The following is a 21,028-nucleotide window of genomic DNA, read 5'->3' as shown; positions in this document are numbered from 1 at the left end:
TCGCGAGTAAACTCGCTCCCACATTTGTTGCATCGTGCCATGGCCTGACAGACCCCTGTCTTAGCCCTTGTGTGTCCGGCGAAGATCTTGAGCCGACCCAGATGGCCTCCCACCAGCCTTTCGCCTGGCACCAAGGCTGGCAACCCCTCTCCCACAGGCCATGGCGCGTTGCAACAAATGTGGGAGCGAGTTTACTCGCGAAGCGCCGCGCGGGCGGCGCTCGATAGTGAGGGCGCTAGAGAAGCTGTGACTAGCACCCGCGGCGCCCCGCTATAAATCGAAGCACCATCACCGCTCACGCATGAAGAACCCCGCCACATACTTGCGAAACGTCTCCAGGCTCTTGAAGTCGGCATAGCGCTTGAAGTGCTCGGTCTCGGGCTCGGGCCCGACCGGCTGCTCGAGCAGCGACACCGACAACACCCGGTCCTGGTCGGAAGTCAGCACCAGCTCATCCATCACCTGCCCACCGATCACCGGCCGGCGCATCAGCACCTTGACGCCCTTGCTGGCCATCCAGTCGATCAACGACACCAGCGCCTTGAGCGGCTCGCGCTCTTCGTCGCGGTACACCGGGAACAGCTGCGCGCGCGACAGCACCGGCACACTGGCGACGTGGATCAGCTCATAGAAGTGGCTGCCCGCAGTGGCCGGCGAATACAGCGCCAGGGCCAGCAGCGGGCCGCTGGTGCGGCTGCCGCCCCAGTACAGGTGATGGCCCTGGAAGTCGAAGCCGTCCTCGCTGCGCGCATTGAACAGCTTGCGTCCCTTGACCTGCTCCACACAGTCGAGCAACAGCCCGTGGCGACGGTGATTGCCGAACAGCGTGGCTTCACGCAGGCGCGACTTGAGCATCATCATGTGCTTCATGTCGAGCCGGGTTTCCAGGTAGTTGCTGGCCGGCACCCGCTCCAGCAACGGGTAGCGGCTGGCGACACTGCGCAGCTCGGCGAACTGCGCGGTGAGGTCTTTCTTCAGGTGCGTGGCATACACGTTCAGGCCGCTGATCTCGATCCAGGTAAGCAGCAGCGACAGCAGGTGCTGCTGTTCACGCCGCTCACCTGCCGCGCCGCCGCTGCCGGCCTCGGCCTCCTTGCGGAAGTCGCCGATCAGCCGCAGCGGCGTATCAGGGGCCAGCCACGCGGGCGGCGGGCTGGGGTCGTTGCGGCGCTCTTCGGCCTCGCGCTCGTCCTTGGTGAACGGGCAGCCGGGCGCGTGCTCGGGGGTGTCCGGGTTGTTGCGCAGGACCAACCGACCGGTGTCGCCATTGAGGGCGATATTGAGCACCGGCGCGGCGTCCTTGCGGCAGTCGCAGGCCAGCCACTGGTTGGCGCTGCGCACCTTCATCAGCATCTGGTTGGCCTGCAGCACGGCGGGGCCGCTGAGGCTGCCGGCGGCGAAACCGGCCAGCAGTTCTTCCTCGGCCGCCGTCAGGCTGCGCACCAGGGTGGCGCTTTTTTCGATGATTCGCATGAAGCAGCTCCAAGCTACAAGCCCCAAGCTTCAAGCAAAGCCGCGTCGCTTTCAACTTGAAGCTTGGGGCTTGCTGTCTGAGGCTCAGTTGCCGGCGAACATTTGCGCCGCGCGGGCGCGGATTTCTTCGGGCGAGAGGTCTTCCTTGTGGGTCGAGACGAACCACAAGTTGCCGAACGGGTCCTTCACGGTGCCGCTGCGGTCGCCGTAGAACTGATCCTTCAAGGGGCTGACCTGGCTGGCGCCGGCGGCAATGGCCTGGGCGTAGACCTTGTCGCAGTCCTCGACATACAGGTGCAGGCCCACGGCAACGCCGTTGAGCGACTGACTGGCCGTGAGGCCGCCGCTCTCGCCGCACGGCTCGGCGAGCATCAACGACGAGTCGCCGATCTTCAGCTCCGCATGGCCGACACGGCCATCGGGGCCGTCGAGGCGGAACATCTCGATGGCGCCAAAGGCCTGCTTGTAGAACTCGATGGCCTTGCCGGCATCCTTGATGCCCAGGTAAGGGGTGATGCTGTGCTGACCTTCGGGAATAGGTTTGGCGGGCATGGTTCATCTCCTCGGGTGGGGGCTGACGAAGCTGTATGTTTGTACAGCTTCGGCATTTGTGCCAATGCTATTTCCCGATAACGGCGCCCGTTGCTAGAAGATGTAGTCGGTGGTCAGGAAGCTCGACTGACGGTTGCGGATGATCTCGCTGATCAGTTCCTTGTTGGCCTCCTGGAACCGAGTCGCCACCAATGTGCGGATGGAGAACACGCGCAAGGCATCATGCACCGACAAGGTCCCTTCGGCGCTGTTCTTGCGGCCGTTGAACGGGTAGGTGTCCGGCCCACGCTGGCACTGGGCATTGAGGTTGATCCGGCCGACCTGGTTGGCAAAGGTGTCGACCAGCGTGCCAATGGTCTGCGGGTCGTTGCCGAACAGGCTCAACTGCTGGCCGTAGTCGGAGTCGAGCACGTACTCGATGACGGTTTCCAGGTCGCGGTACGGCACCACCGGCACCACCGGGCCGAACTGCTCTTCGTGGTACACACGCATGTCGGCACTGACCGGGTAGAGCAGGGCAGGGTAGAAGAACGAGCCGCGGCTCTGCCCACCCCCTTCGTTGAGTACCCGCGCGCCCTTGCCAGTGGCATCGGCCACCAGCTCATCGAGGTAGGCCACCTTGCCTTGCTCCGGCAACGGCGTCAGCGCCACCCCCGGCGTCCAGGGCATGCCGGGCTTGAGCGCGGCGAGCTTGCGCTGGAACTTGTCGAGAAACGCCTCGACCACGTCTTCGTGGACGAACAGGATCTTCAGCGCGGTGCAGCGTTGGCCATTGAACGACAGCGCGCCGGTGAGCGCTTCTTCGACCGCATTGTCGAGGTCGACCTGGGGCAGCACGATCCCTGGGTTCTTGGCGTCCAGGCCGAGCGCCGCACGCAGGCGGTGCGGGCGCGGGTGGAGCTTTTTCAGGTCGCTGGCGGCCTTGTGCGTGCCGATGAAGGCAAACACATCGACCTTGCCGCTGGCCATCAAGGCGCTGACGGTTTCGCGGCCTCGGCCGTAGATGACGTTGATCACCCCCGCCGGGAAACTGTCACGGAAGGCTTCGAGCAGCGGGCGAATCAGCAGCACGCCGAACTTGGCCGGCTTGAACACCACGGTGTTGCCCATGATCAGCGCCGGGATCAGGGTCGTGAAGGTCTCGTTCAACGGGTAGTTGTAGGGCCCCATGCACAACGCCACGCCCAGCGGTGCGCGGCGGATCTGGCCGAGGGTGCCCTGTTCCAGCTCGAAGCGGCTGGAGCGGCGGTCGAGGTCCTTGAGGGCGTTGATGGTGTCGACGATGTAGTCGCAGGTGCGGTCGAACTCCTTTTCCGAGTCCTTGAGGTTCTTGCCGATCTCCCACATCAGCAGCTTGACCACCGCCGTGCGCTGCTCGCGCATGCGCGCCAGAAACGCTTCGACGTGCTGGATGCGCTCAGCCACGCGCATCGTTGGCCAGGCTCCGCGGCCCTTGTCGTAGGCCTGCACCGCGGCGTCCAGGGCTGTGAGGGCAGTGTCGGCGTCGAGCAGCGGCGCGCTGCCAAGGATCACCTGTTGCTCTTCGCCGCCTTGCTTGAGCCAGACCGGGCTGCGCACGGTGGCCAGCGGGCCCTGCCATTGCCTGAGCTGGCCATCGACCAGATAGTCGCGCTGCTCCAGTGGTGGCCCCAGGCGCCAGGCCTCGGGGATTTCATCGGCAGTCGGAAACAGCGTATCGAGGAAACGGTCCATGGGTACTGCACCTCACGTATTTGGCTAGGTGAAACGCTTCAGCTTGCGAGCATGCACCCGACCCAAGAAAAACACCAGTCTGGCTCAATATCGGCGAGCGTGCGCCGATACAGGATCAATCGACTGTCGATCGCGGGCCCATGAGAACTGACCACCTTTCCCTAGAACCACCGCCGTTGACCGCGGGCTCGCTGCGTCGCACCTTCAATCGGCTGTTGCCGGTGGGCTTTGCCGTGGTCGGTATCGGCCTGTCGCTGGTGCTCGGCCGCCTGGAAGTCGAGCGCGAGCAGAACGAGCAGGTGGCGAGCATTGCCGCGCACCTGTCAGGCGTGCACAGCGCGCTTGAAGCACAGCTGCGCGCCGCGTTTGGCGAAACCGAAGGGATCGCCCAGTTGATCGCCGCCGATGGCGGCATCAGTGCCGAGCACTTCCATGGCATGGCCCGTGAAGCGTTGGACTCGGTGCCCTACATGCGTCACGTGGTGCTGGCGCCGGGCGACGTCGTCAGTGATGTCTACCCGCTCAAGGGCAACCAGAAGATCATGGGCCTGGACTTCAGGCGGGTGCCCGAACAGTTTCCGATGCTGCAGAACGCGCGTGAGCAGCAACGGCCTGTGCTCGCGGGCCCCGTGCGCCTGTACCAGGGCGGTGAGGCGTTGATCTATCGGCGCCCGGTGTTTACCACTGGCAAGCGCGGGGTCAGGTTCTACTGGGGCAACGTCTCCACCGTCGCTGATATCGACCGCCTGCTGCAGGCGGCTGGGCTGGGCCCTGGCCTGAACATCGACGTGGCCGTGCGCGGTGCCGACGGCAGGGGCGCCGAGGGGCGGTTGATCTGGGGTGACCCGCGCCTGTTCGAAGACCCTTTGCTGACCCAGACGGTCGAAGTCCCGGGTGGTCATTGGCAATTGGTGGCCGCGCCGCGTCACGGCTGGCCGGCGTTGGGGCTGTTCGCCTCGCCGCTGTTCCTGTTTGCCCTGACCTGCACGGGGCTGTTCAGCCTGTTCGTCGCCCAGCTCAACCGCAGCCGGCGCCTGCTCCAGCAGCGCAACCGCGAGCTGCGCCAGTCGCAGGCGCAGCTCGAGCGCCTGGCCCATTACGACACCATCACCGGCTTGCCCAACCGGGTGCTGTTCCAGCAGCAATTGGCCGCGGCGATTGCCCAGGGCCACGGCCTGGCGGTGGTGATGCTCGATATCGACGGCTTCAAGCAGGTCAACGACAGCCTCGGCCACGCCATGGGCGACCTGCTGCTGCAGCAGGCCACCGCGCGCTTTCTGCAGGAGCTGGACAGCGAGGACCGGGTCTGCCGCCTCGGCGGCGACGAGTTCGTGTTCATGCTGCAAGGCAGCCAGGGCCAGGTCAGTCACCAGCTGCGCTCGATGCTGCGGTGCCTGCAACGGCCGTTCGACCTCAACGGCAACGCTGCGCTGGTCACTGGCAGCCTTGGCCTGGCCTGGTGCCCGCAGCACGGTGAAAACGTCGACAGCCTGTTGCGCCACGCCGACACCGCGATGTACGTCGCCAAGGAGAGCGGGCGCAATGCCTGGCGGCCGTACCATCCGGACATGACCGCCCGCCTGCAGCAGCGCCTGGACATGGAGCGCAACCTGCGGCGGGCCCTGCAGGAAAACGAATTCGAGTTGTGGTACCAGCCCAAGGTCGACTTGTTCAGCGGCCGCCTCGAAGGCGTCGAGGCGCTGCTGCGCTGGCGCGATCCGGAGCATGGGCTGGTCTCGCCGGGGGAGTTCATCCCGCTGGCCGAGCGCACCGGCCTGATCATTCCGGTCGGCGAACGGGTGCTGGAACTGGCCTGCGCGCAGTTGGCCGAATGGCGCGATGCCGACTGCCTGCCCGGAACCATGGCAATCAACGTCGCGGCCCTGCAGATCGAGCGCAGCGACTATGTCAGCAGCCTGGCCCAGGCACTCGAGCGCCATGCGCTGCCGCCTAACCTGCTGGAAGTGGAAATTACCGAAAGCCTGCTGATGGAAAGCCAGCAGCAGGCCTGTGCCGTGCTCGCCCAGTTGCAGGCCATGGGCGTGGCCACGGCGGTGGACGACTTTGGTACCGGCTATTCGTCGCTGGCCTACCTGCGCGCCTTGCCCATCGACCACCTGAAGATCGATCGCGCCTTCATCAAGGACCTGCCGGGGGATGACGATGCGGTGGCGGTCGCGCGGGCGATCATCGACCTCGGCCATGCGCTAGGCTTTCGGATTACCGCCGAGGGCATCGAGACCGAGGAGCAGTACGACTTCCTGCGCAATGCCGGCTGCGACCAGGGGCAGGGCTACCTGATGGCGCGGCCGATGCCCGCGCAGGCCTTGCAGAGCTGGCTGGCCGGCCGCGAAGGGCGTAGCCGGCGTTCGCCTCTCTGAACTGTAAAGCGCCACGCGCAATTACCTCTGTTCGATTGATTCGGGGTCGCTGATGCTCCCTTTCAGGAGGAAATTTGACGTCATAAAATCTATATTCAATGCTGTCAAAATGCCGCTTGCAAAGCCGCGCCCTTGCATCTTTAATTGTTACCAAATGTGAGAGCGACGGCGTAGCCACTGATGTTTTATATATCAAGGCATTAAGTATAAAACATTCGGTTTCACCATTATCTTTTTCTACTCTGCCCATAGACAATTTCAAAGGATGTCGGTGAAGAAATGAAAGAGAAGCTGGCCACTGTCGCTCGAAAATTCATCTCGCCCTCCCTGCGCTATGAACTGCGTCATGTTTCAAGCAAGTTACGCGAACTGCTTGGGCGGGCCTGCTTCTGGCGCTGGGAAATTACCCGGTTTCGGCTGAAACAGACCAGCCCGTATGAAATTCTCTACATCGGCAGGAAGACCCGGCGGGACATGGCCAAGCTGCTGATCGGCGGCAAAGGTCAGGGCGACGACCTGGAGGCAGAAGCGGCGGCGCAGTCGGCCCTCTCCAAGCATCTGGTGGTGGTCAGCGAAATGCCCACCAGCGGCACCTTGAACGTGCCGCACTATTTAAGCGCCGTGGTGCCACTGGGGCGTTCGCTGGATGAGATCACGGCGCGCTACGACAGCGAACTGCGCCGCAGTATCCGCAAGAATCGCCCGCTGTACAGCATGCGCCAGACGCTCTCCGATGAAGAGATAGCCATGGCCGACACCCAGCTGCTGCGGCCTTACGCAACCGCCCGGCAGGGTATCCATGCGGCGCAGATCGAGACCGACGAGGTGTTCCGCATCGCCAAGGGCGTCGGCCGGCTCGACCTGATCAGCGTGGATGGCCAGGTGGTCGCCTGCCACCTGGGTTGCGAGTTGACGCGTGCCGGCAAACGCTATTGGAGCACGCTGCGTTTTGGCTATTGCGAGGCGGTGTTTTCAGACGCCAAGAAGTTACGTGAGGTCAACTCGATCACCACCTTCATGGCGCTCGAGTGGGCGTTGGAAAATGGTTTCGATTATTACGATATCGGCCTGTGCCTGGCGCGGCCCGATGACGGACTGCTGAAGTGGAAGCGCCGCCGCGGTGGCGACATCGATGTATTGGGTAACCACGCCTATATGTTTGTCCGGTTACCTAAGACCGGCACCGCAACGTTTCTGTGGGAGACCCCTCTGTTTGCGGTTGAGAATAACAAGTTGACCCTTCATTTGGGTGTGCCGGAAGGCGCAAGCGATGAAGAACTCGCCAGCCGTTATCACGAAATGGTGTTTGGCGGGCTGCACAAGATCTATCTGTATGGAGGCACGCATTCAGCCGAAGGGTTCCTGGAAACCCTGCGCAGTCGCTACGCCAATTTCCAGTCCCCTCCGGTGATGGAGCGGGTGCTGACCAACTGAAGTACTCGCCAGGGCAGGCAGGGATCGGGTGCTGAGCGCCCGATCAACCACCACTAGACCATGGGAGAACCCTGATGGGCAGCCTTTCCAGATTCAGCCCGGCGCCTGCCGCCAATCGAAGCAAGTGGACCTTGGCCGCGTACCTGCACATGGCCCGCAAACACCTTGGTCACTCGCCAGAAATCCTCCTCAAGAGCCTGGCCACCACGAGCTGGGATATCGCCCCGGGTGAAACCACCGTTTCGCCTCCGGCCTTCTATTTGCCCAATCAGTTGGAGCGGGTGACGGGCTGGGAGGGCAAGCGTTTTTTTCCCTATGAGCATCCCGCCCGCACCATGCAAGGCGGCCTAAGCTCGGACCATGGCCCGACGCGTGGCTATCTGCTCAAGGACGTCTGGCTGATCGACGGGGCGCTGTACAAGGACAATGCCAGCCTCTGGCTGTCGATCAAGCCGACCGATTTTCCGCGGATCATCGTCGACCATGAAATCGAGCGAGGTGCCGTTTACTGCACGCAGAACGGCAACTCCTGGTTTGGTACCTGGTTGATGGAAGACTGCGTGACCTATGCCCTGGCCTGCAACGAGGGCGTGCCGGTGACGACTGCGCCGTCGGCCAGGTTTCCGCTGTTTACCCAGGCGCCCGCCTATGAAGACTGGCTGGGGATGAAGCCGCTGCGCCTGCGTACAGCGTTTTTCCGCGAGCTGGTGTTGTTCGACGACCTCAGCAATAACCGCAGCCGGCATGAGCGCTACTGCGCCATGGGCGAGAAGTTGCTCGCGCATGTGCCCCATGAGGAGCACCCCGGCGTGTTCATCCTGCGGGGCGGGGACGGTGATCTGCGTTTTCTGCGCAATGAGCTCGAAATCGCCGAACACCTGCACAACACGCGGGGGTTTCGCATCGTCAATCCGTTGAAAACCGATGTGCCCAGTATCGTCGCGGCGTGTGCCGGGGCGCATGTTGTAATCGGTGTAGAAGGCAGTCAGTTGGTACACGGTGTCAATGTATTGAAACCGGGCGGTGCCTTGTTGGCCTTGCAACCACCGAACCGTTTCGTCAGTTACTTCAAATACCTGACGGACCGCGACCACCAGCACTTTGCCTTTGTCGTGGGTACGCCAGAAGGTGATGGCTTTACCATCGACATTGACGAGGTTGAACGTACCCTGGATCTGCTCCCGCAGTAATGTGCCTGCATCCCTGCAGGCCGCGCCCCTTGTATAGCGTGAAAGCGCCAATTTCTGGTTGCAAAGGCCAACGATTGGCATTTTGCTTCTCTGCCGTGAAACACTACGCGCTGTGGATACAGCGCATAGACCGACCGTCAGGGTGGACAAAAAGGGGATCCAGATCAGCCCATGCCACCTTGTAGATTCCGGTAGATGCTGAGTTATAAAGGATTTTTGCAGACTTTAACGAGCGTCAGTCCTTCCGCTGCGCCCTGCAATCTTTGCCTGTCGGCTTTTTGACTACCCAACCCTTGGGCGATTGATTTTTATCATGGTGTCGGATCGTTGACGTAATGTCATTGTGCCCATAAGCTCATTTCAACAGCCAGGAAATACCCCACACCCACGATGTATATCCTCTTTCCAGGAGGGAATCATGCGCACGACTCTGTTCATTAAATCGATCTTCTTGTTGGTACTTTTGAGTGGTGCGGCGCGTGCAGCTGACTCGTATGTCAGTCAAGCAAGTGTTATTCCTCTGGCGACAGCGGGTTGGCTCTTCGGGTTCGCCGTTATTGGTTTTGTTGCAGTGGCAAACAGAAGAAAAATATAACTGACACGGTACTGGAAAGTTGCTGTACGGCCCGCCGGCACGACAGCAAATTGGCGCTGGATAATCGTATAAGCACGTTCGGGCCTGACGCCGCTTGTTAATTCCCGATGCGTTGCTATATTCCAGTGGCTACCGGCCTCCAGGATCATCGAGGCCAGCGCAGCAGGTGTCAGGGCTGCGCAGTGAGCGAGAGGTTGTCTGCTGTTCTCATTCAGTGCTCTTAGCGCGGCTAGATGCCGGAGGGACCCTCATGGTGCGTTTGATGTGTTCTGTGGTCTGCGTGCTGGTGATGGGGTCTGCTGCCAGCAATGCCGATGAAAGAAGCGCGGCTTACTTGCTCAATTCCGGCGATGTATTGGCGGTTTCGGTCTGGCAGGAAGAGAGCTTGCGCCAAGATGCCACGGTGCTGCCTGACGGCAGTATCACCGTCCCCCTGGCGGGGCGCATCGACAACGTTGCCGGGCTTGATGTCACGGCCGTCGAGCAGAAGATCGCCAGCAAACTCGAGAAGTACATCTCCGAACCCAAAGTCAGCGTCGTGGTGGTCAGCATCGGCGGCAACCTGGTCTATGTGCAGGGCAAGGTGATCAAGCCGGGCCCGGTGCAGATGGCCGGCCCCACGGCGGTGCTGCAGGCACTGAGCATGTCCGGTGGGCTCGACAAGTTCGCCGACGAAGGCGAGATCAAGGTGATCCGCAACAAGGGCGGCACCCAAACCATCCTGCCTGTGCGCTACAAGGATTTGGTCTCAGGGCGTGACATGTCCACCAATATCCTTCTGCAGGCCGGCGACACGCTGGTCGTACCTTGATCTCGCCTGACGTTTTCCGACCGATCGTGCCCCTGCTTCGTACCACTGGTGTTGCCACGGCAATCTTGATCTTGCCGTACCCGGGTGCGGCCCAGGCGGCCATCTGGCTGTCATCGGTCGAGGTACCGACCACGGTCGAGTACGACAGCAACCCGTTGCTGCTGACCTCGGACGAGAAGGGCGTGGTACGCACGATCATCGCCCCGGACTACACACTGGTCGGCACCTTTGGTCGCGACCAGCTGCGGTTCGGCCTGGGCCTGCATGTGCTGCGCTCATCCGACACCGACATTGTCTCCGACCGCGAAGACCCCACCCTCAGCCTGGGCTGGCAACGGCAGACCGAAACCGGCGAATTTGGCCTGCTGGCCAGGTACAACGAGAGCTCGACCCTGACCGGCGCCGTGCAGGAGACCGGCGTGGTGACCACCGATGGCACACAGAAGCTCTACACCCTGGCGGGAAACTGGCGCAGCGCGCTGAGCGATCGGACTACGCTGGCTAACGAAACCACCTACAACCGGGCACGCTATGACATCGATACGCTGACCGGCTACGAAGAACTGGCCACGGTCGTCACCCTGACCTACGCCTGGAGTGAGCGTACCCAGGTGTTTACCGACTTCACGGCACGCCGCTACGAGCCGGTCGATGACGACTTCACGTCGGCGTCCAACAGTTACACCCCGGGCGTGGGCGTCACGTATCAGTTCTCCGAGGCGCTTTCGGGCACTGCGCACATTGGCGTCAACCAGGTCTCGGATGCCGGGCGGCGCGGCGAAGGCGGGCTGTCACTGCGCTACACCGGGGAACGCGCCGATGCCACGGTGAACGCCGAGCGCACCACGGTGGCCAGCGCCGAGGGTGGTTTTGCCGAAATCGACTCGGTGCGCGGCACGTGGAGTTACGCGGTCGACGAGCTGACCCGGGTTGGCGTCGAAGCCGCCTGGCAGGACAGTAAAGGGCAAACCCCCAATACCTTGCAGACCTACGGCGTCTGGGCCCGCCGAGATCTTTCGCCTTTTTGCGATGTGCGCCTATCGTTGATGTACAAGGAGCGCCAGCAAGACGGCTTGCCAGATGCGGTGGGTACGATCATCGGATTGACCCTGACCTATAGATTTCCCGACCTCTGAACCTCGGATTGGTGGCCTCCATGAAGTCTGAATACGAGCTGTCCTTGAAGGATTACATCGCCATCATCAAAGACCGCGCGCTGCTGCTGGGGGTGACCATGGCGGTTATCCTGGCAGTGACGGTGGCCGTGGCGATGAGTGTCCCGGCGCTGTACCAGTCGACCGGGACCATCCTGGTGGAGTCACAGCAGATTTCCCCGGAGCTGGTGTCGGCGAACAACAACAGCTTTGCCGATGAACGTATCGAAGTCATCCGGCAACGGGTCATGACCCGCGAAAACCTGCTGCGGATCATCGACAAGTACAGCCTGTTTACCGACAAGGGCCGCCAGCTCAGCGAGTCCGACAAGATCGACCAGATGCGCAATGCGATCGTGGTCAACACCCTCAGCACCTTCGTCAAGGGCCGTGGCGAAACTACGGTGGCCTTCAGTGTCTCGTTCGAACACCGGCGCCCGGAAGTGGCCAAGGAAGTCGCCACCGAACTGGTCACGCTGTTTCTCAATGAAAACATGAAGCAGCGCACCGAACGCGCCAGTGAAACCACCGAGTTTCTCACCCAGGAAGCCAACAAGCTCGGCGCCGAGCTGGCCAGCCTGGAAAACCAGCTGGCCGACTTCAAACAGTCGCATGCCAATGCCTTGCCGGAAAACCAGGCGCTGCGCATGAGCATGTTGTCGCGCGCGGAGCTGGAATACAGGGAGGTAGACCGCGACTACAAGAGCGCGCAGGAAGAGCTGCGCTACCTGGAACTGGAGCTGTCGGCGGCCAGCGCCGGCATGAGCATCAAGCCCGACAGCCAACGCGCTGGCTCGACCGAGCAGCCGCAAGACCTGCCGAGTCTCAAGGCCGAATACACCCGGTTGCTGAGCAAGTACACCGCCGCGCACCCCGATGTGGTTGCGATCAAACGCAAGATCGAGGCGCTCGAAGCCAGCGGTGGGCGGGGCAAAGCCTTGTCTACCGACAGCCTCGAGGTCGCCCGCGCGCGGACCAAGATCGGCGCCGCGCAAACGCGCATCGTCTCGCTGGCCGATCAGAAGCGCGATCTGGTGAAAAAGATGGAAGGCTACGAGGCGGAGATTCTCGAGGCGCCTCAGGTCGAGCGTGGCCTGGTTACCTTGATGCGTGACCACGACAACGCCCGCAAGAAGTACGAAGAGATCCGCGCCAAGGAAATGGGCGCGAAAATTACCGAAAGCCTCGAGCAGGAAAACAAGGCCGAGCGCTTCGTGCTGCTGGAACCGCCGCTGATGCCGGAAAAACCGGTCAAGCCCAACCGCAAGAAGATCGCCGCGCTGGGCCTGGTGCTGGCGCCGGCCGGTGGCGGGGCGCTGGTGATGCTGCTGGAGATGCTCAATCAGCGGGTGCGCGGGGTCGGTGCCCTGGAGAGTGTGCTCGGCCGCCGGGTGCTGGTCGCGGTGCCGTTCATTGCCACCCAGGCGGAGCTGGCCCGGCGCAAACGCTGGCGCATTCTGCTGGTGATTGCCGGCGTGCTGGTGATGGCTATCATGTTAGTGATCGTCCACGTGTTCTATATGCCTTTGGACCTTCTGCTATTTAAAGCTATGGCTCGGTTTGAATAGGGAAAGCAGCGATGGACAGACGTACGCCGGCAATCATTGGTAAGAACCTTCATCCCGTTACCCCCGGTGGGCAAGACCCGGCACACGCCGGGCCTACCGTGGAGCACGCGCAAGCGCTGGGGCAGTTCGATTACATCAATACCAAGGTGGTGCCACTGCGCGCAGAACACCTGGAGCGTAATCGCATCGTCGCCTACAACAAGAACTCGAACATGAGCTGGGCGTTCGACCTGTTGCGCACCCAGGTCTTGCAGACCATGGAAGAAAACGGCTGGCGCACGCTGGCGATCACCTCGCCAACGCCCGAAGCGGGCAAGACCGTGCTGGCGATCAACCTGGCCATGAGTATCGCCCATCACACCACCAAGACCGCCTTGCTGGTGGACTTCGACTTGCGCCGGCCGCGGGTTGGCAGCAGCCTGGGCCTGCCGATGGACAAGTCGTTGAACGAGCTGCTCAGTAACCAGGCCGGGCTGGAAGAGGTGCTGGTCAACCCGACGCTGCCGCGCTTCGTCGTGCTGCCGACCCGTGAACCGATCCCGCTGTCGACCGAGATGCTCTCATCGCCCAAGGTCAGCAACCTGATCCATGACCTGCGTGAGCGCTACGATTCGCGCATCTGCATCTTCGACCTGCCGCCGTTGCTCAGCTCAGACGACGCCATCACCATCCTGCCCAAGTTCGACTGTGTGCTGCTGGTGGTGGCCAACGGGATGAACAACAAGAAGGACATCGAGGACTGCCTGTACCACCTGGCAACCGCCAACCTGATCGGTGCCGTGTTGAACAAGGCCGAGCAGAAGACCCGCTCTTACTACTGAACGCTGCTTGCCTGGCGACGGCAGACCCTTGGCACTCAATGCCAGGGGTATTGCCGTTCCCAGTTCCAGGCGTGGCTGACGATCTGCTCGAGCGAGGCGAATTGCGCCTGCCAGCCGAGCAATGCCTTGGCCTTGCTGGCATCGGCCACCAGCCTGGGCGGGTCACCGGCGCGGCGTGGCGCTTCGCTGATGCTGATCTCCCGGCCTGTTACCTGCCGCGCGGTATCGATCACCTGCTGCACTGAAAAGCCCTGGCCGTTGCCCAGGTTGCAAGCGGTGCTGGCGCCCCCGGCCATGAGATAGTCCACCGCCAGGGCATGGGCCGACACCAGGTCGGTGACATGCACGTAGTCGCGAATGCAGGTGCCGTCCGGCGTTGGGTAATCGCGGCCGAACACGGTGACCGCCTCACGGCGGCCGGCAGCCGCCTGCAGGATCAGCGGGATCAGGTGGGTCTCCGGCTCATGGCGCTCGCCCAACAGACCTTCAGGGTCTGCGCCGGCCGCGTTGAAGTAGCGCAGGCACACGGAATTCAGGCCGTAGGCACGGTCGAAGTCCTGGAGGATCTGCTCGACCATCCATTTGCTCCGGCCATAGGGATTGATCGGTGACTTGGGGTGATCTTCGTCGATCGGCACCCGCTGCGGATCGCCATACACCGCGGCGGTGGAAGAAAATATCAACGTCTGGATCCCGGCGCGGACCATGGCCTGGAGCAGTGTCAGGGTCGCCGCGACGTTGTTCTGGTAGTACTTGGCAGGGTCAGCGACAGACTCGCCCACCTGGATGAACGAGGCGAAGTGGAACACCGCATCGAACCGATATTCGGCAAACAGTGCGTCCAGCGTGGGCGCATCGGCAATGTCCAGGCCGACCCAGGGGATACCGGGACGCGCCGCGGCAGTGTCCGCCACCAGTACCTGGTGACCTGCGCGCACCAGGTGCTTGACCATGTGAGAGCCTATGTAACCTGCGCCACCGACAACTAGACACTTCATCCACGTCTCCTGGAATCTGTTGTTGTGCAGGCGCAGCGGCGTGCGCCTGCGCATCGGTCCTTGAAAAAAAGGTGTAAACGGCTAGGTCGATAAGGGGTGGGCAGCGGCGGGCACTACGGATCACTTGAGAGGGTAGATGGCGAAATAGGCTATTTCAAGGAACGGCAGGCACGAGGAGCCTGCCCTAAGAGCCAGCCTTTTCAAGGTGTTCTGAAATTGCGCTTGTCGCGAGCTCGCCGGGGCCGCTGCGCAGCCCTTTCGCGACACAAGGCCGCTCCTACATGGACGGCGCCGGGCAGTAAATTTCGCGTATTGAACAAAACTTGGGCAACACGCCATCCCGTGGGAGCGGCCTTGTGTCGCGAAAGGGGCGCGCAGCGGCCCCAGCGAGCTCAAGCCAAAGACAAATCCAGATCAATGCAAAAAACCTTGAAAGGGCTTGGCCTAAGAACGATCAATTAGAAGAACCTACAAAGTTCGGAAAAATCGCCCTCAGGTTGAGCTACCCCTTAGTGCCAGGATAATAATTGTCGCCTCTCCGGTTTTCCCATGATCTGCCGTTATGTGCCCACAGCCACCGTCGCAGGCACCGCGTATTGCTCCAGCAACCAGTCCCGCACCCGCCGGCAACTGGCGTCTTGCTCCTTGTCTTCGCTGAACGCCAGGTAGTGGAAGGTGTCCTTGAGCACCAGCTCATGCGGCACCGGCCGCACCAGCAGCCCGCGCTCGACCATCGGCCCGACCAGCAGATGCCAGCCGAGCGCCACCCCCTGGTGGTCCTGGGCCAGTTGCACCAGCAGGTTGTAGTCGTTGGCGTTGAAGAAGTGCGGCGCCTGGCTGGCACGGCTTTTCAGGTCGATGTTGTGAAAGGCCAGCCAGACGTCCCAGTCGACATGCTCGGCCACCTGCGAGCGCCCGTAGGGCGTGAGGTTGAGCAGGGCGCCATCGCGGATGCTCTCCAGCGTGCGCAGTTCAGGGTGTTGCTCAAGGTACTGCGGCGAGCAGATCGGGTACACCACATCGTGGTTCAGCGGCAGGCAATGGTAGCCCTCGTGGATCTTGCCCAGCTTGGTGATGAAGATGTCCGGCCGTACCCCAGGCTCCATCGACAGGAAGTTCTGCGTGGTGATCAGGTTGATGTCGATGTCCGGGTTATCACCGAAGAACTTCGGCAGGCGCGGGCCCAGCCAGAGGTTGGCGAACGCCGGCGAGCAGCACAGCGTGACCACCTGCTTGGTCCCGGTGTTGCTGCGGATCCGCTCGGCGGCCTGGGAAATGTTGACGAACGACAACTGCACCGCATCGAAGAAGATCGAACCGGCCACGGTCAGCTCGACCGCCCGCCCGACGCGGGTGAACAGTTCGGCGCCAAGGTGCGCCTCCAGCTCGCGCACCTGCCGGCTGACCGCCGCCTGGGTCACGCACAGGGCCTCGGCGGCGCGGGTGAAGTTCTGGTACTTGGCGGCCGCGACGAAGACCTTGACCGCGCGCAGCGAGGGCATCTTGATCAGGGTCTGATCGGGTTCGGTGTGTTTGACCATGGTCGGGGTGGCGGATCCTTGGTGATACCGGGGCAGGTCGCGGCACTGTAGCGGTAGCGCCAGTGGCTGGTAAACCCACGGCGGGCCCGAAGAGGCGCGGGTTGACCGCGAAAGGGCCGTAACAGGCAGCCCGCAGGGCGATTGATAACCCCAGGTAATGGTTTGCGCCGTACAAATGTCGTTGGACCCTTTACCTACTGAAGCCTAACGTTAAAGCAACGGCGCGGCATTGATGCAATTGATGTCGATATTTTTCCAAAGCAGGATTTTCTGCGTGCCGGTTTGACTCCACGTTCGGATTTGAACGACTGCCAAGCGTACTCGCACTGCCATCCAGCGCCTCACGGCGCGGCGGGGCGAAGTTTGAAATTGGTTATAAAGATAATAAAGAGGGTCGTTATGAGCCATGCCGATGAAATTCTCTCGGTGAAAAACATTTTCAAGGTGTTTGGTCCCAACCCGGACCTGGCCATGGAAATGCTCCGCAAGGGCGCCGACAAGAATGAAATCTTCAGCAAGACCGGTCACGTCGTCGGCGTGTTCGATGCAAGCTTCTCCGTCAAGCGTGGCGAGATCTTCGTCATCATGGGCCTGTCCGGCTCGGGCAAGTCGACCATGGTGCGGCTGTTCAACCGCCTGATCGAACCCACCTCCGGCAGCATCCACCTCAACGGCCGTGAAATCACCGGTCTGTCCGACAAGGCCCTGCTCGACGTGCGCCGCAAGGAAATGGGCATGGTGTTCCAGTCCTTTGCCCTGATGCCGCACATGAGCGTCTTGCAGAACACCGCCTTTGGCCTGGAAATCGCCGGCGTCGGCGAGCAGGAGCGCAACAGCCGCGCCCGTGAAGCGCTCAGCCAGGTGGGCCTGGCCGGTCACGAGCACAGCTACCCGCATCAACTGTCCGGCGGCATGCAGCAGCGCGTCGGCCTGGCCCGGGCGCTGGCCAACGACCCGACCATCCTGTTGATGGACGAAGCGTTCTCCGCCCTCGACCCGCTGATCCGCAGCGAAATGCAGGGTGAGCTGATCCGCCTGCAGGCCGAACAGCAACGCACCATCATCTTCATCTCACACGACATCGAAGAAGCCATCCGCATCGGCCATCGCATCGCGATCATGGAGGGCGGCCGCGTGGTGCAGATCGGCACCCCGCAAGAGCTGATCAACCAGCCGGCCAACGACTACGTGCGCACCTTCTTCAAGGGCTTCGACAGCTCGCGAATCCTCAAGGCCGGCGATGTCGCCGAGTTCGACCCGCTGGTGGTCTGCCGGGTCAACGGCAAGGCGCCAAGCTTCCAGGCCGGGGTGCCGTTCGGCTACCTGGTCGACGATCACGGGCACCTGCTCGGCGTGGTCGACACCGACCCCAGCGGCGCCGCCACGACGGACCGCTACAGCCTCCACGAACGGCGACCGGTGTACCTCGACACCCCGCTGCACGAGGTACTCGACATCGCCGCCACGTTGCCGTACCCGGTGCCGGTGCTGGACCGCGATGGCGCCTTCAAAGGCACCCTGTCGAAGAACCAGCTGCTGCAGACCCTGAGCCGCCACTAAGCGTCCGCGACCCTTGCCGAGGTAAGCCACGATGTCCGATTTCAGTCTTCTCGACCCGTTCCAGTCCGCCACCATTCCCCTGGGCGAATGGGTGGAAGCCACCCTTAATTTCCTCGTGCACAATTTTCGTGATGTGTTCCGGGCCATTCGCTGGCCGATCGACCAGGTGCTCAACGGCATCGAATTCATCCTGCAGAGCATCCCGCCGAGCATCGGCATCCTCCTCTCGTCGCTGCTCGGTTGGCAGCTGGCCGGCAAGCGCATGGCGCTGCTGTGCTTCGTCACGCTGACCTTGCTCGGTCTGATCGGGGTCTGGTCGGAGTCGATGACCACCCTGGCCCTGGTGCTGACCTCGGTGTTCTTCTGTGCGGTGATCGGCATCCCGCTGGGCATCCTGTGTGCCCGCAGCAACCGCCTGGAGCAGATCGTCCGGCCGGTGCTGGACGCCATGCAGACCCTGCCGGCGTTCGTCTACCTGGTGCCGGTGGTGATGCTGTTCGGCATCGGCAACGTGCCGGGTGTGCTGGTGACCATCGTGTTTGCCCTGCCACCGCTGGTGCGCCTGACCAACCTGGGCATCCGTCAGGTGCCGGAAGACAAGATCGAAGCCGCCCGCGCCTTTGGCTGCACGCCGCGGCAGATGCTCACCCGGGTGCAATTGCCGCTGGCCACCTCGACCATCATGGCCGGCCTCAACCAGACCCTGATGCTGTCGCTGTCGATGGTGGTGATCGCGTCGATGATTTCTGTCGGCGGCCTGGGCCAGATGGTCCTGCGCGGCATCGGCCGGCTGGACATGGGCCTGGCCACGGTCGGCGGCATGGGCCTGGTGTTGCTGGCGATCTTCCTCGACCGCCTGACCCAGGCCATGGGCGCCCGCACCAACGCCGACCCGAGCGTGCGCTGGTTCCACACAGGGCCCGTGGGCGTAGTCCTGCGGGTGTTTGGCGCAAGGCACCCAGAGCGGCGCAAGACCGCCTGAAACTGACGTATTCGAACTGCCGCACTTGAAGACAAAAACCACAAGAAGGTACGCGACGATGTACGAATCCAAGTTCTCCCGCAGCATCCTCCAGTGCGCCAGCGCGCTGTCCCTGGTGGTCGCCGCGATGTGCGCGAACGCCTCGGCCGACAAACCCGGCGAAGGCGTCAAGGTCACGCCGATCTTCCCCTCCATCGCTGAAGAGCGCTTCCGTGGCGAAGTCGCCATGGAAGGCCTGAGCGAGCTGGGCTACAAGGTCCAGGAGCCGAAGGAGACCGAGTACGGGGTGATGATGGTCGCCCTGGCCAACGGTGACGCCGACTTCACCGTACACCTGTGGGACAAGCTGCACGACAAGTTCTACCAGCAGGCCGGGGGTGACGACGTGATGGTCAAGGCCGGCGACATCATGCCCGGTGTGCTGCAGGGCTACCTGATCGACAAGAAGACCGCCGAAGCGCACAACATCAAGTACATCACCGACCTGAAAAAGCCCGAGATCGCCAAGCTGTTCGACACTGACGGCGATGGCAAGGCCAACCTCACCGGCTGCAACCCGGGCTGGGGCTGCGAACTGGTGATCGCCCACCACATGAAAGCCTATGACCTGGACAAGAGCGTGCACGTCGACCAGGGCTCGTACTTCGCGCTGATGGCCGACACCATCACCCGCTACAAGGAAGGCAAGCCGATCCTCTACTTCACCTGGGTCCCGCAATGGATCGCTACGGTGCTGGTGGAAGACAAGGACGTGGTCTGGCTGGAAGTGCCGAAGACCGACCTGCCTGACGGCAACAACACCGTCGACACGATGTACAAGGGCAAGAACCTCGGCTTTGCCGTGGACAAGGTCGAAGCGGTGTTGAACAAGGAGTTTGCCGAGGAAAACCCGGCCGCCACCAAGTTCCTCTCGCTGATGCAGATCACCACGGCCGACGAGAGTGCGCAGAACCTGAGGATGCAGCAGGGCGAGAAGAAGCCGGCTGACATCAAGCGCCACGCCAAGGAGTGGGTTGCCGCCCACCGTCAGCAGTTCGACGCGTGGCTGCAGGCGTCTCGCGCTGCGGCGACCCAGGCGAGCAAGTAAGGTTTGTTCTTCACCCGCCCCGGCGCTCAGCCGGGGCCCTGTACCGGGGCTGTGGCTGCTGGTGAGTTGAGCCAATGAGTCATTTCGAAAGCGTCCTGAAAAACACCAACCTGGCCCACCTCGACCCCTCGGGTCGCACGGTACTGTCGTTGCCGTGCCGGCGGGTGGCCTTTGTCCTGCGTGAACACTTTTCCATGATGGCGTTTACCGCCGCCATGGACACACTGGTGACCGCCAACCTGATGAGCGCGACGCCACTGTTTCAGATCGAGGTGGTGGGCGAGGGCGCCCAGGTCATGAGCGACCTGGGTATCGCCTTGCCGGTCACCACGCAACTGGCCGACCTGGAGGGGCAGGGCCTCGACGTGTTGCTGGTGTGCGGCGGGTTTCGCGTGCGCCTGGAGTGCGCGCCCCTGTTGCGCAGCAGGTTGCGTCAAGCCGATCAGCAGGGCGCGCTGCTGGGCGGCCTGTGGAACGGCGCCTATTTTCTCGCCGAAGCCGGCCTGCTCAACGACCATGACTGCGCGTTCCACCCGGATGGCCGGGCGATGATGAGCGAGCTGTTCGCGCAGGTGCGGGTCAGCCGCCAGGCGCATGTGCTGGACCGTCGACGCATGACCTGCGCGGGCGCGAGTAGCGCCCTGGACATGATGCTCGGCCTGCTCGAGCACAGCGGTGGCGAAGGCCTGCGACGTGCGGTCGAGCAGATGCTCGCCTGTGACCGTGCGCGGGTGTTGAGCCAGGTGCCGGCCGCCGCGCCGGACATCGACCCGAGCTTGCCGCGTGGCGTGCGCCTGGCGCTGGAATTGATGCATGCCAATATCGAAGACCCGATCGGCATCGACGAGATCGCCGTGCATGCGGGCCTGTCACGTCGTCATCTGGAGCGTCTGTTCCGCCGTCATGTGCAGGCGACGCCACCGCGCTACTATCTGGAACTGCGCCTGACCCATGCCCGGCAGCTGTTGCAGCACACCAGCAAGTCGCTGACCGAGGTCGCGGTGGCCAGTGGCTTTGTCAGCTTCCCGCACTTTTACCGGCGCTTTCGCGAGTTGTTTTCGATTGCGCCGCGGCAGTTCCGCGCGCGCAGCCAGGGCTGGGCAGCGCGCCATGAATCGGCGGTGCATTGACCCAACCGCCTGTTTCCGGTCAATAACTGTTCGATAAT

17 protein-coding genes are annotated in these 21,028 nt (G+C 62.6%); 12 read left to right on the top strand and 5 right to left on the bottom strand.

Features of this window, described 5'->3' with window-relative positions; all coding sequences use genetic code 11:
- Positions 1–288: 288 nt before the first annotated feature.
- The 3 genes from CCOS865_RS23505 to CCOS865_RS23495 form a co-directional block, all read right to left on the bottom strand.
- Complete coding sequence (locus CCOS865_RS23505; protein ID WP_119145352.1) at positions 289–1,473, bottom strand: hypothetical protein; 1,185 nt, start codon at positions 1,471–1,473, stop codon at positions 289–291.
- Positions 1,474–1,557: 84 nt separating this feature from the next.
- Positions 1,558–2,025 (bottom strand): VOC family protein, encoded by a 468-nt coding sequence (locus CCOS865_RS23500; RefSeq protein WP_119145350.1) that lies wholly within the window; start codon positions 2,023–2,025, stop codon positions 1,558–1,560.
- 93 nt (positions 2,026–2,118) lie between these two features.
- The gene (locus tag CCOS865_RS23495) at positions 2,119–3,738 is read right to left on the bottom strand and encodes an NADP-dependent glyceraldehyde-3-phosphate dehydrogenase (protein ID WP_119145348.1); all 1,620 of its coding nucleotides are present in this window, start codon (positions 3,736–3,738) and stop codon (positions 2,119–2,121) included.
- 140 nt (positions 3,739–3,878) lie between these two features.
- Here CCOS865_RS23495 and CCOS865_RS23490 point away from each other — a divergent pair, with 140 nt between their 5' ends.
- From CCOS865_RS23490 to CCOS865_RS23460, 8 genes are all read left to right on the top strand, one after another.
- Positions 3,879–6,119, top strand: a complete 2,241-nt coding sequence (locus tag CCOS865_RS23490) for a putative bifunctional diguanylate cyclase/phosphodiesterase (RefSeq protein WP_119145346.1) — start codon at positions 3,879–3,881, stop codon at positions 6,117–6,119.
- Between the two features lie 279 nt (positions 6,120–6,398).
- Positions 6,399–7,553 carry a hypothetical protein gene (locus tag CCOS865_RS23485; protein WP_119145344.1) on the top strand — a complete coding sequence of 385 codons (1,155 nt, stop codon included), beginning with the start codon at positions 6,399–6,401 and terminating at the stop codon, positions 7,551–7,553.
- A 74-nt stretch (positions 7,554–7,627) separates the two neighbouring features.
- Entirely contained in the window at positions 7,628–8,743 is a 1,116-nt protein-coding gene (locus CCOS865_RS23480) for a glycosyltransferase 61 family protein (RefSeq protein ID WP_119145342.1), read from the top strand.
- 418 nt (positions 8,744–9,161) lie between these two features.
- Positions 9,162–9,338: an EPS-associated small membrane protein EppA gene (gene eppA / locus CCOS865_RS28245; RefSeq protein WP_167469098.1), complete on the top strand. Its 177-nt coding sequence runs from the start codon at positions 9,162–9,164 to the stop codon at positions 9,336–9,338.
- A gap of 250 nt (positions 9,339–9,588) precedes the next feature.
- A complete protein-coding gene (locus tag CCOS865_RS23475; protein ID WP_119145340.1) occupies positions 9,589–10,149 on the top strand; it encodes a polysaccharide biosynthesis/export family protein in 561 nt (186 codons plus the stop codon).
- A gap of 26 nt (positions 10,150–10,175) precedes the next feature.
- Positions 10,176–11,285 (top strand): hypothetical protein, encoded by a 1,110-nt coding sequence (locus CCOS865_RS23470; RefSeq protein WP_119145338.1) that lies wholly within the window; start codon positions 10,176–10,178, stop codon positions 11,283–11,285.
- A gap of 20 nt (positions 11,286–11,305) precedes the next feature.
- Positions 11,306–12,871, top strand: coding sequence for a GumC family protein (locus tag CCOS865_RS23465; protein ID WP_119145336.1), 1,566 nt, complete (start codon positions 11,306–11,308; stop codon positions 12,869–12,871).
- An 11-nt stretch (positions 12,872–12,882) separates the two neighbouring features.
- On the top strand, positions 12,883–13,692 hold the full coding sequence (locus CCOS865_RS23460) for a CpsD/CapB family tyrosine-protein kinase (protein WP_119145334.1): 810 nt from the start codon (positions 12,883–12,885) through the stop codon (positions 13,690–13,692).
- A 35-nt stretch (positions 13,693–13,727) separates the two neighbouring features.
- On the opposite strand, the gene galE is transcribed toward CCOS865_RS23460, so the two are convergent.
- Entirely contained in the window at positions 13,728–14,690 is a 963-nt protein-coding gene (gene galE / locus CCOS865_RS23455) for a UDP-glucose 4-epimerase GalE (protein WP_119145332.1), read from the bottom strand.
- Between the two features lie 560 nt (positions 14,691–15,250).
- On the bottom strand, positions 15,251–16,231 hold the full coding sequence (locus CCOS865_RS23450; RefSeq protein ID WP_119145330.1) for a LysR family transcriptional regulator: 981 nt from the start codon (positions 16,229–16,231) through the stop codon (positions 15,251–15,253).
- Positions 16,232–16,630: 399 nt separating this feature from the next.
- Here CCOS865_RS23450 and CCOS865_RS23445 point away from each other — a divergent pair, with 399 nt between their 5' ends.
- The 4 genes from CCOS865_RS23445 (at position 16,631) to CCOS865_RS23430 (ending at position 20,990) form a co-directional block, all read left to right on the top strand.
- A complete protein-coding gene (locus tag CCOS865_RS23445) occupies positions 16,631–17,791 on the top strand; it encodes a quaternary amine ABC transporter ATP-binding protein (RefSeq protein WP_119145328.1) in 1,161 nt (386 codons plus the stop codon).
- 31 nt (positions 17,792–17,822) lie between these two features.
- Complete coding sequence (gene proW / locus CCOS865_RS23440) at positions 17,823–18,773, top strand: glycine betaine/L-proline ABC transporter permease ProW (RefSeq protein ID WP_119145326.1); 951 nt, start codon at positions 17,823–17,825, stop codon at positions 18,771–18,773.
- Between the two features lie 58 nt (positions 18,774–18,831).
- Positions 18,832–19,860, top strand: coding sequence for a glycine betaine/L-proline ABC transporter substrate-binding protein ProX (gene proX, locus CCOS865_RS23435; RefSeq protein ID WP_119145324.1), 1,029 nt, complete (start codon positions 18,832–18,834; stop codon positions 19,858–19,860).
- Positions 19,861–19,934: 74 nt separating this feature from the next.
- Positions 19,935–20,990 carry a GlxA family transcriptional regulator gene (locus tag CCOS865_RS23430; protein WP_119145322.1) on the top strand — a complete coding sequence of 352 codons (1,056 nt, stop codon included), beginning with the start codon at positions 19,935–19,937 and terminating at the stop codon, positions 20,988–20,990.
- Positions 20,991–21,028: the final 38 nt, after the last annotated feature.

The sequence above is a fragment of the Pseudomonas reidholzensis genome, from assembly GCF_900536025.1.
Classification (GTDB): Bacteria; Pseudomonadota; Gammaproteobacteria; order Pseudomonadales; family Pseudomonadaceae; genus Aquipseudomonas; species Aquipseudomonas reidholzensis.
Note: the sequence above shows the minus strand (reverse complement) of the source record. Positions and strands in the feature narration are given on the sequence as shown.

What these genes read in the sequence shown, in the direction of transcription:
- CCOS865_RS23505 (WP_119145352.1), bottom strand. Translation starts at nt 1,473, where the DNA reads ATGCGAATCATCGAAAAAAGCGCCACCCTGGTGCGCAGCCTGACGGCG.
- CCOS865_RS23500 (WP_119145350.1), bottom strand. Translation starts at nt 2,025, where the DNA reads ATGCCCGCCAAACCTATTCCCGAAGGTCAGCACAGCATCACCCCTTAC.
- CCOS865_RS23495 (WP_119145348.1), bottom strand. Translation starts at nt 3,738, where the DNA reads ATGGACCGTTTCCTCGATACGCTGTTTCCGACTGCCGATGAAATCCCC.
- CCOS865_RS23490 (WP_119145346.1), top strand. Translation starts at nt 3,879, where the DNA reads ATGAGAACTGACCACCTTTCCCTAGAACCACCGCCGTTGACCGCGGGC.
- CCOS865_RS23485 (WP_119145344.1), top strand. Translation starts at nt 6,399, where the DNA reads ATGAAAGAGAAGCTGGCCACTGTCGCTCGAAAATTCATCTCGCCCTCC.
- CCOS865_RS23480 (WP_119145342.1), top strand. Translation starts at nt 7,628, where the DNA reads ATGGGCAGCCTTTCCAGATTCAGCCCGGCGCCTGCCGCCAATCGAAGC.
- eppA (WP_167469098.1), top strand. Translation starts at nt 9,162, where the DNA reads ATGCGCACGACTCTGTTCATTAAATCGATCTTCTTGTTGGTACTTTTG.
- CCOS865_RS23475 (WP_119145340.1), top strand. Translation starts at nt 9,589, where the DNA reads ATGGTGCGTTTGATGTGTTCTGTGGTCTGCGTGCTGGTGATGGGGTCT.
- CCOS865_RS23465 (WP_119145336.1), top strand. Translation starts at nt 11,306, where the DNA reads ATGAAGTCTGAATACGAGCTGTCCTTGAAGGATTACATCGCCATCATC.
- CCOS865_RS23460 (WP_119145334.1), top strand. Translation starts at nt 12,883, where the DNA reads ATGGACAGACGTACGCCGGCAATCATTGGTAAGAACCTTCATCCCGTT.
- galE (WP_119145332.1), bottom strand. Translation starts at nt 14,690, where the DNA reads ATGAAGTGTCTAGTTGTCGGTGGCGCAGGTTACATAGGCTCTCACATG.
- CCOS865_RS23450 (WP_119145330.1), bottom strand. Translation starts at nt 16,231, where the DNA reads ATGGTCAAACACACCGAACCCGATCAGACCCTGATCAAGATGCCCTCG.
- CCOS865_RS23445 (WP_119145328.1), top strand. Translation starts at nt 16,631, where the DNA reads ATGAGCCATGCCGATGAAATTCTCTCGGTGAAAAACATTTTCAAGGTG.
- proW (WP_119145326.1), top strand. Translation starts at nt 17,823, where the DNA reads ATGTCCGATTTCAGTCTTCTCGACCCGTTCCAGTCCGCCACCATTCCC.
- proX (WP_119145324.1), top strand. Translation starts at nt 18,832, where the DNA reads ATGTACGAATCCAAGTTCTCCCGCAGCATCCTCCAGTGCGCCAGCGCG.
- CCOS865_RS23430 (WP_119145322.1), top strand. Translation starts at nt 19,935, where the DNA reads ATGAGTCATTTCGAAAGCGTCCTGAAAAACACCAACCTGGCCCACCTC.